This window comes from Vibrio genomosp. F10 str. ZF-129 (genome assembly GCF_000287055.2).
Lineage (GTDB): Bacteria > Pseudomonadota > Gammaproteobacteria > Enterobacterales > Vibrionaceae > Vibrio.
In genome coordinates this window covers 44,211-51,894 of record NZ_AJYQ02000090.1, presented here as the reverse complement: position 1 = coordinate 51,894, position 7,684 = coordinate 44,211, and the positions used below count along the sequence as shown (strand labels likewise).

Sequence of the window (7,684 nt, the reverse complement as noted above, 5' to 3'; positions counted from 1 at the left end):
AAAAACCGCCAATTGGCGGTTTTTTTATCGATGTACAAAAAACACTATTAGACTTTAAAGTATCCCAACTGCTGTCGCTGTTTCTCTGCCAATTGAGATAGCTCTTGGCTAGCTGCCGCTGATTGAGTTATGCCAATCACGTTTTGGCTGACCAGCTCATAAATGTTACCTAAATTGACATTAATATCTGCGGTCACTTGCCCTTGTTCTATTGATGCTGTCGTTACTTGAGTGTTGATGCTTGACAGTTTTGTAATGGAATCACAAATCTCAGTCAATGCCGCACTGACTTGGCCTGAAAGCGTTTGGTTATTTTCCAACATGGTTAAGCTTGAATTCATACTCTCGTTTGCTAAGCCCGATTTTGATTGCAGCTCTTCAACAATCGCTTGTATCTCTTTGGTCGATTCTTGTGTGCGTGCAGCCAGCATTCTAACTTCGTCGGCGACCACAGCAAACCCTCTTCCACTCTCACCTGCACGTGCAGCTTCAATGGCAGCATTCAGTGCAAGCAAGTTGGTTTGCTCTGAAATACTTTCGATCACTTCAATGACCTTGCCAATTTGCTCTGACTGGTTTTTAAGTGAGTGGACAACCTCAGCCGCATCATTAAGTTGATCCGCCATTTTGTCGTTAGCACGATTGCTTTCTTCAAACATGGTTAAGCTGTTTATCGCCAATTCATTGGCTTGAGACGATGCGGTGTCTGCAATGTTAGCGTTGGCTGTGACATCACTTGCGGTGTGTTCTAACTGGCTAATCGCAGAGGCCACTTGTTCCATTTCGATTTTTTCTTGATCGGAATTTGCCGTTGATTGGGTCATCACAGTGGCAAGTTCTGTTGAAGCGGAGGCGACATCAACACTGATTCGAACTAACTCATCGACCGTACCATGAAGCTGTTTAACTGTAGAGTTGACATCTTTAGCCAAAGCCGTGATTTCATTATCACCGTCTTCATTCGCTTCCACGAGTAGATTACCATGAGCCACTTCTTTCATCGTTGCTTGAAGTTCGATGATCGGCTTAACGATAACGCCCGCTAGTAGCCAACAACTTAACGCACCCACAAACACTAGGGCAGCAAAACCGATCAGTGAATTATTGATAACGGCGGTGTGTTTTTGGCTATTTATTTCAACCCTTTGAAGTGAGAGCAGGTTGATTTTATCTGACAGGTCCGAGATCGCTTTCACCATCATTTTACCTGCATCGCGATATTCGTCTGAAGCACGTTGGTATTTTTCATCAAAACCCACGGGAAGGTTGTTCTGCTGCTTGGCATTAAGAAGTGGAATCATGACGTTTATCGAATGGTCAATATAGGTGTCCATAGCAACATTCATTGCGTTCACTTCTCGTTCCATCCCATTAATCTGAGACAGTGATCTGAGCAGTGTTTGATTCTGCTTTCTTCTTTCCTTTAACACGCTCGGTAATACTTTGACTTCATCGGCTCTGAATAGGCTGTATATTGCGCTAATTCGCATGGCATAAGTGTTATCAATGATTTCAGTCAGTTCATCTTTATGCATAATCAACTCTTCGGTTGAATCGGACACTTGGCTGAACGCGTGTTTTAAATTCGTCGTACTATAAATAATGCCGGTGAGTAAAAGTAACATCGTAAATATGACGGGGATGACTACTTGTATTTTTATGGATAAGCCGTTGAGTAACTGACGCATTGAGATCCTCTCTTTAATTATACTCAGATGCAAATTGTTCTCATTTGCATGGTGAGGGCTGATTGTAATCTTCCTGATGAATATATCAATAATTTATTGAACTAATCTCTCAGTTTTTACGACACACTACTATGCACTTTAAAACCTCAGTATTCATCACGTTCGTTTTTTGTACTGCGCCAAGTATAGGCAGGTATAGGCTGCTGGAGAGGTCGGTTATAAAGAGAATGAACATTTATTGATTTTGGTCAGGTTATTCGCTTTGTCACAGAGGCTTAAATTAACTGAAACACAACTGTCACACTTGACGCCTAAAGTGAGCAGCGTTCGAGTAAAACACAACGGCAATTCGGCCACTTAAGGAAATAGTGATGAAAAAGACAGTTATCGGTGCAATCGCACTTCTAGGCGCAATGGCAGTAACAACCGTTTCTGCAAAAGAAACCATCTCTGCTGTAGGCTCTAGCAGCGTTACTCCACTGATGGAAGTTTTCTCTGAAACTTATATGAAATCAAACGATTCAGTTTTTATTGAAGTTCAAGGACCAGGATCTTCAGCGGGTGTGAAAGCGGCTAAAAATGGCACCGCAGATTTAGGCATGTCTTCTCGTAATTTAAAAGACTCTGAAAAAGAACCAACGCTAGTTGAAGAAGTGGTTGCTCGTGATGGTATTGCGGTGGTGGTAAACCCAAACAACAAACTAAAAGGTTTAACGGCAGAGCAAGTCACAGCGATTTATAAAGGCGACATTACGAACTGGAAAGATGTCGGTGGTGCAGACAAGCCCATCGTTGCGATCACTCGTGATACCGCTTCAGGTACTCGTGGTGCATTTGAAGACATCATGAGCCTAAAAATGAAAGTGTCTGGTATCAAAGTATCGGCGATTTCTCAGCGCGCTCAAGTTGCCAACGGTAACGGAGCACTGAAAACAATGGTGGCTTCAAACCCATACGCTATCGGTTATATCTCACTTGGCACTGTCGACGAATCGGTCAATGCGCTAGCGGTAGACGGCACTGAAGCTTCTGTCGATAACGTTAAGAACGGTTCTTACAAAGTTGCGCGTCCATTCCTTGTTCTTTACAAAGAAGGCAAGCCATCGGCAGAAACTCAAAAGTTCCTAGACTGGATGCTAACAGATGAAGCGCAAGCGTTAGTGGCTAAAAAAGGCTACATCTCAGTTAATTAATTACATCGTTACTTTTGCCTGGCCCACTTTGGGCTGGGCGTTTATCCACTTCATCAGAGTTATTGAACACTGTGATTGAAGCATGAGATTTTGATATGACCATCGCAAATAGTGAAGAGCTTATGAATACGCAAGCGACTCAAGTTAATCGATCTGGCCTGCGCACGAAAAAACGTGTGGATTGGAAAGAGCGAATTTTCCACGGTTTATTCTTAACCAGTGCCATTATTGGTATTGTTTCCTTAGCCGTTATTGCTTATTTCATCGTTAAAGAGAGTATTCCTGCATTCCGAGAAGTCGGAGTGTCTGGGATTGTTTTAGGCCAAAACTGGTTACCGCCAGCGTTGTATGGTGTTGCAACAATGATTGTGGCATCGGTGGTTTCAACGTTAGGTGCGGTTGTCGTTGGGGTGCCGATTGGTGTTCTGACAGCGATATTTATTGCTGAAATAGCCCCTAAGCGCGTTGCCGACATTATTCGCCCAGCGGTAGAGCTTCTAGCGGGCATACCATCGGTGGTTTACGGCTTTTTTGGCTTAGTGATAATTGTTCCCCTGATCCAAAACATCTTCCAAGTCCCAGCAGGTAACACCATTTTAGCCGGGATTATTGTACTAGGGGTGATGATTCTTCCTACCGTCATTACTGTGTCTGAAACATCCATTCGTGCAGTGCCACGAACCTATAAAGAAGGCTCACTGGCGCTCGGTGCATCGAAGATTTTTACCATTTTCAAGTTACTCGTTCCCGCGGCAAGATCCGGCATTATGACGGGTGTCATTTTAGGCATTGGCAGAGCGTTGGGTGAAACCATGGCGATCATTATGGTGATGGGTAATGCACCGGCGATGCCAGAAGGTATTCTGGATTCAGCACGGACGTTAACCGCGAATATCGCTATTGAAATGTCGTACGCAAGTGGCGTCCATGCGAATGCATTGTATGCGACAGGGGTCGTTTTATTGGTGTTTATTATGATGCTGAACGCGGCGCTTCTGTATCTAAATCGTGAGAAGGCGAGGTAGTGACAATGAATAGAGTGAAATTAAAGCAGTCTCGCCAGTTTAAGGACAATGTTCTTACGGCATTCGTATGGGCTGCAGCAGGCTTGACGGTTGGTTTTCTGTTTTGGATTATGTGGTACATCCTGTCCAATGGTCTTCAACACGTAGATTGGGCATTCATTACTGGAAATTACAGTCACACTGGCGATTCTCAGGGTATTTTCCCTATGATCGTGTCTACTGTTTACATGGTCATTGCTTCCATTTCGGTTGCGGCGCCTCTGGGCATTATGACCGCTATTTATCTCACAGAGTATGCCAAGGTGGGCAGTAAACTGGTTAAGGTGATTCGATTCTGTACCGAGTCATTAGCGGGTATTCCGTCGATAATCTTCGGCCTGTTTGGTATGACCTTCTTTGTGGTGATCATGGGCTTTGGGTTCTCGATCTTATCGGGTGCATTAACGCTGAGCATATTGATTCTTCCGGTCATCATTCGAACCACGGAAGAAGCCTTAATGGCGGTACCACAAACATACAGAGAAGGCTCTTATGGATTGGGTGCGCCAAAAATTTACACCATCTGGCGCTTAATCTTACCAAGCGCAATGCCCGGTATTATCACTTCGGTCATTTTAAGTATTGGTCGAGTTATCGGTGAATCCGCCCCTGTATTTCTCACGGCGGGTATGGTCGCTCGAATTCCGGATTCTTTAATGGATTCTGGACGTACATTGACTGTCCATTTATACAAATTAACCACTGAGCTTTTTACCATTGAAGAGTGGAATCAAGCGTATGGCACTGCCACGGTTCTTATTGTTGTTGTATTGCTTATCAACACAATAACCAAATTGATTGCAAGTCGTTTTAACACCGCTACTTACTAACTTGAAAAAGCATGAATGTGAAAAGCACTAATTCGCAAAATCATTAGCGAAAAAGAGTATTCAGAGTAAGGCTCAGGACATATAAGAGCCGATATAAAGCGTGTTGAAATAAGACGATTGACCGAATTTAGAGATAAACAAAATGAATAAATTTAATATTGAAAACCTGAACCTGTTTTACGGCCAGAACCAAGCGCTTAAATCGATTAATTTGCCGATTCCGACTCGCCAAGTGACGGCATTAATTGGCCCGTCAGGCTGTGGTAAATCGACCCTTTTGCGTTGTCTTAATCGTATGAATGATCTGATTGAAGGGGTGACGATTAACGGCGGCCTTGAAATGGATGGTCAGGATATCTACGGCGATATTGATGTATCAGACCTTCGTATTCGAGTGGGGATGGTATTCCAAAAGCCCAACCCTTTCCCAATGAGTATCTATGAAAATGTCGCGTATGGATTGCGTGCTCAAGGCATTAAAGACAAAAAGCATCTTGATGAAGTCGTAGAGCGTTCGTTACGTGGTGCTGCATTATGGGATGAAGTGAAAGATCGTTTAAAAGCACACGCATTTGGCCTATCAGGCGGTCAGCAGCAGAGACTCTGTATTGCTCGTACCATTGCGATGGCACCGGATGTGATTTTGATGGATGAGCCGACTTCTGCCCTTGACCCAATCGCGACGCACAAGATTGAAGAGCTGATGGAAGAGCTTAAGAAAGACTATACGATTGTTATTGTGACGCACTCGATGCAGCAAGCGCGTCGTATTTCAGATAGAACGGCGTTTTTCTTGATGGGTGAGCTCGTTGAACACAACGATACTCAAGTGATATTCAGTGATCCAAAAGATGACCGTACTAAAGGCTATGTTAACGGCGACTTTGGTTAGAAGCTCAATATCATACTGGGGATGCTGCTTGGGAAAATGGGAAAACGCTCGGCAGACGAACTGGTGTATAAAATTAAAATAACTATAAGCGATGGAAACTTTGCCCCTCTTAATGAGGGGCTTTTTTATGTGTTGCCTAGTGCTATGTGCTGCCTAGTGTTATGTGCGGTCTAGTGTAACGCTTGGGTAACGACTAAAAATCCGCATCGACTTGAAAGTGCATTCGCTCTTTGCTGTAAGGGTGTTCAAAAGCCAGAGACTCAGCGTGTAAGTGCAAACGGTTTGATTTTTTACCGTATAGGTCATCACCGACAATAGGCATATTGAGCCCATCTTGATGTGCACAGTGCACACGAAGTTGATGAGTTCGCCCTGTTTTAGGGTAAAGGTATACTTTAGTTCGGCCGTTTGTCGTGGCGATTTTTTCCCAATGTGTTTCAGCGGCTTTACCATGTTCAACGCAAACTAGCTGACGAGGCCGGTCGTACAAATCACCGCGTAACGGAAGTGACACATCGCCACTTTGTTGCGTGAGCTGTCCTTCTATTAGCGCAACGTACCGCTTCTCTACCACACGTGTAATAAACTGTTTTTGCAAGCTTTTGTTAGCCCGACGCGTTAACGCAAAGACCAGTAACCCTGATGTCGACATATCTAGTCTGTGGATCACAAATGGGCCTTCTGCATCCGAGAAGGTTTCAGCCAATCGTGTCGCAACTGAATCGTGAATATGCTTGCCTGGGACTGAGAGAAACTCTGCGGGCTTGTTCACTACCACAATGGCATCGTCTTGATAAACGATATCGATCTCTTTGCCTTCGGCCGGGTTTTCCAATAGAGGATTAGGATCCAATTCAATGCCTTCAAGCATGTGGGTCAAAATGGGTAAGCATTTACTCTGGCAAGATGGATAGTATTTTTTATGTTGACGTATTTCAGACTTAGGGGATACGCCCCACCAAAACTCAGCCAAACATACGGGTTCAAGTTGATGAGTGAATGCGTATTGCAGTAGCTTAGGCGCTGCGCATTCACCTGATCCTGCTGGTGGCACTGGTGTTGATGTTGCGTTGAAAATAGCGTTGAGTGACTTTTCTACCCCAGCTTGGTTCAAAAACTGGTACTGTTCAAACAACTTATGTTGCAGGGCGTTCGACATGGCTTTGCGCTGTTCAAGCATCGCGGTTATCTCATCCGTTAATTGAGATAGTTGGTATTGAAGCTTAGACAGGGTTTCATTTTGAATCGCTTTCAATTGCTTCAAGTCATTTTTTTCCGCCACACTTTCTCGACCCAACTGAATCAGTGCCGCTTGGTTGGTTGCATCATTTTCGTCTATCAGTAAACGCTGCTGTTTCCTGTGTGCTCGTTGCTCAACCATAGCTTGTCTGTGTGATGCAATTTTCTGTTCGAAGTAATCCGACTGTTGAAGCAGCTTCGTTTCTAACTCTGCGATCTTCGGGTTAGCTTGGCATTGCTTGATATCGTTACTTATATGAGTAATCTCAGCGAGTTCTGAGCGAAAAAAACTGTCACTGCTTAACATATCAAACACGGGTGGCACGAAACCGGGAAGAAGATTTTGATCGGCAATTTTCCCTGAAAAAGCGCTTAAATACCCAAGCTCTCCTTTTGAGTTCTTTACCACCAATACCCCAAACATTTTGCCTGTACCGCTCTTTGAATCGTTGACTAGCCCAAAATCATGTATCCAGTCTATTTGGGTGTCGAGTCTATGTTGTAATTCATGGGCCGCTTGCTCACACAGTGGGTGAGGCTGATAGTAGAACGGAAAAGTAAAACGAACGGGCAGCGAGATTCCGTTCGTGGAAGCGATAAATCGAGTAAAACAGGGCTCTGAGCTATTCATATCTAGACTAAAATTGGCTTAATGATGAAGTGAATGCTGATTTTACTCGTCTGTTTCTCAATTACTAGGCCTCTACTGGGGTATCTGTTTCCAAATATTCCCGTTGTCTCATTTAAAGTGGTGAACCCAAACACGCAAGAACCTCGC

At 44.1% G+C, this 7,684-nt stretch carries 6 protein-coding genes; 4 read left to right on the top strand and 2 right to left on the bottom strand.

From position 1 onward, the window contains the following. Nucleotides 1–47 precede the first annotated feature (47 nt). Nucleotides 48–1,688 (bottom strand): methyl-accepting chemotaxis protein, encoded by a 1,641-nt coding sequence (locus A1QO_RS09870; protein ID WP_017039421.1) that lies wholly within the window; start codon nucleotides 1,686–1,688, stop codon nucleotides 48–50. Nucleotides 1,689–2,059: 371 nt separating this feature from the next. Here A1QO_RS09870 and A1QO_RS09865 point away from each other — a divergent pair, with 371 nt between their 5' ends. The 4 genes from A1QO_RS09865 (at nucleotide 2,060) to pstB (ending at nucleotide 5,667) form a co-directional block, all read left to right on the top strand. Further along, nucleotides 2,060–2,881, top strand: a complete 822-nt coding sequence (locus A1QO_RS09865) for a phosphate ABC transporter substrate-binding protein (RefSeq protein WP_017037266.1) — start codon at nucleotides 2,060–2,062, stop codon at nucleotides 2,879–2,881. Between the two features lie 95 nt (nucleotides 2,882–2,976). Continuing rightward, on the top strand, nucleotides 2,977–3,906 hold the full coding sequence (pstC, locus tag A1QO_RS09860) for a phosphate ABC transporter permease subunit PstC (RefSeq protein WP_017033193.1): 930 nt from the start codon (nucleotides 2,977–2,979) through the stop codon (nucleotides 3,904–3,906). 5 nt (nucleotides 3,907–3,911) lie between these two features. Then, nucleotides 3,912–4,775, top strand: a complete 864-nt coding sequence (gene pstA, locus A1QO_RS09855; RefSeq protein ID WP_017033194.1) for a phosphate ABC transporter permease PstA — start codon at nucleotides 3,912–3,914, stop codon at nucleotides 4,773–4,775. 142 nt (nucleotides 4,776–4,917) lie between these two features. After that, nucleotides 4,918–5,667 carry a phosphate ABC transporter ATP-binding protein PstB gene (pstB, locus tag A1QO_RS09850; protein WP_017033195.1) on the top strand — a complete coding sequence of 250 codons (750 nt, stop codon included), beginning with the start codon at nucleotides 4,918–4,920 and terminating at the stop codon, nucleotides 5,665–5,667. A gap of 193 nt (nucleotides 5,668–5,860) precedes the next feature. Here pstB and A1QO_RS09845 read toward each other — a convergent pair whose 3' ends face one another. Continuing rightward, on the bottom strand, nucleotides 5,861–7,537 hold the full coding sequence (locus tag A1QO_RS09845; RefSeq protein ID WP_026027087.1) for an RluA family pseudouridine synthase: 1,677 nt from the start codon (nucleotides 7,535–7,537) through the stop codon (nucleotides 5,861–5,863). Nucleotides 7,538–7,684 lie beyond the last annotated feature (147 nt).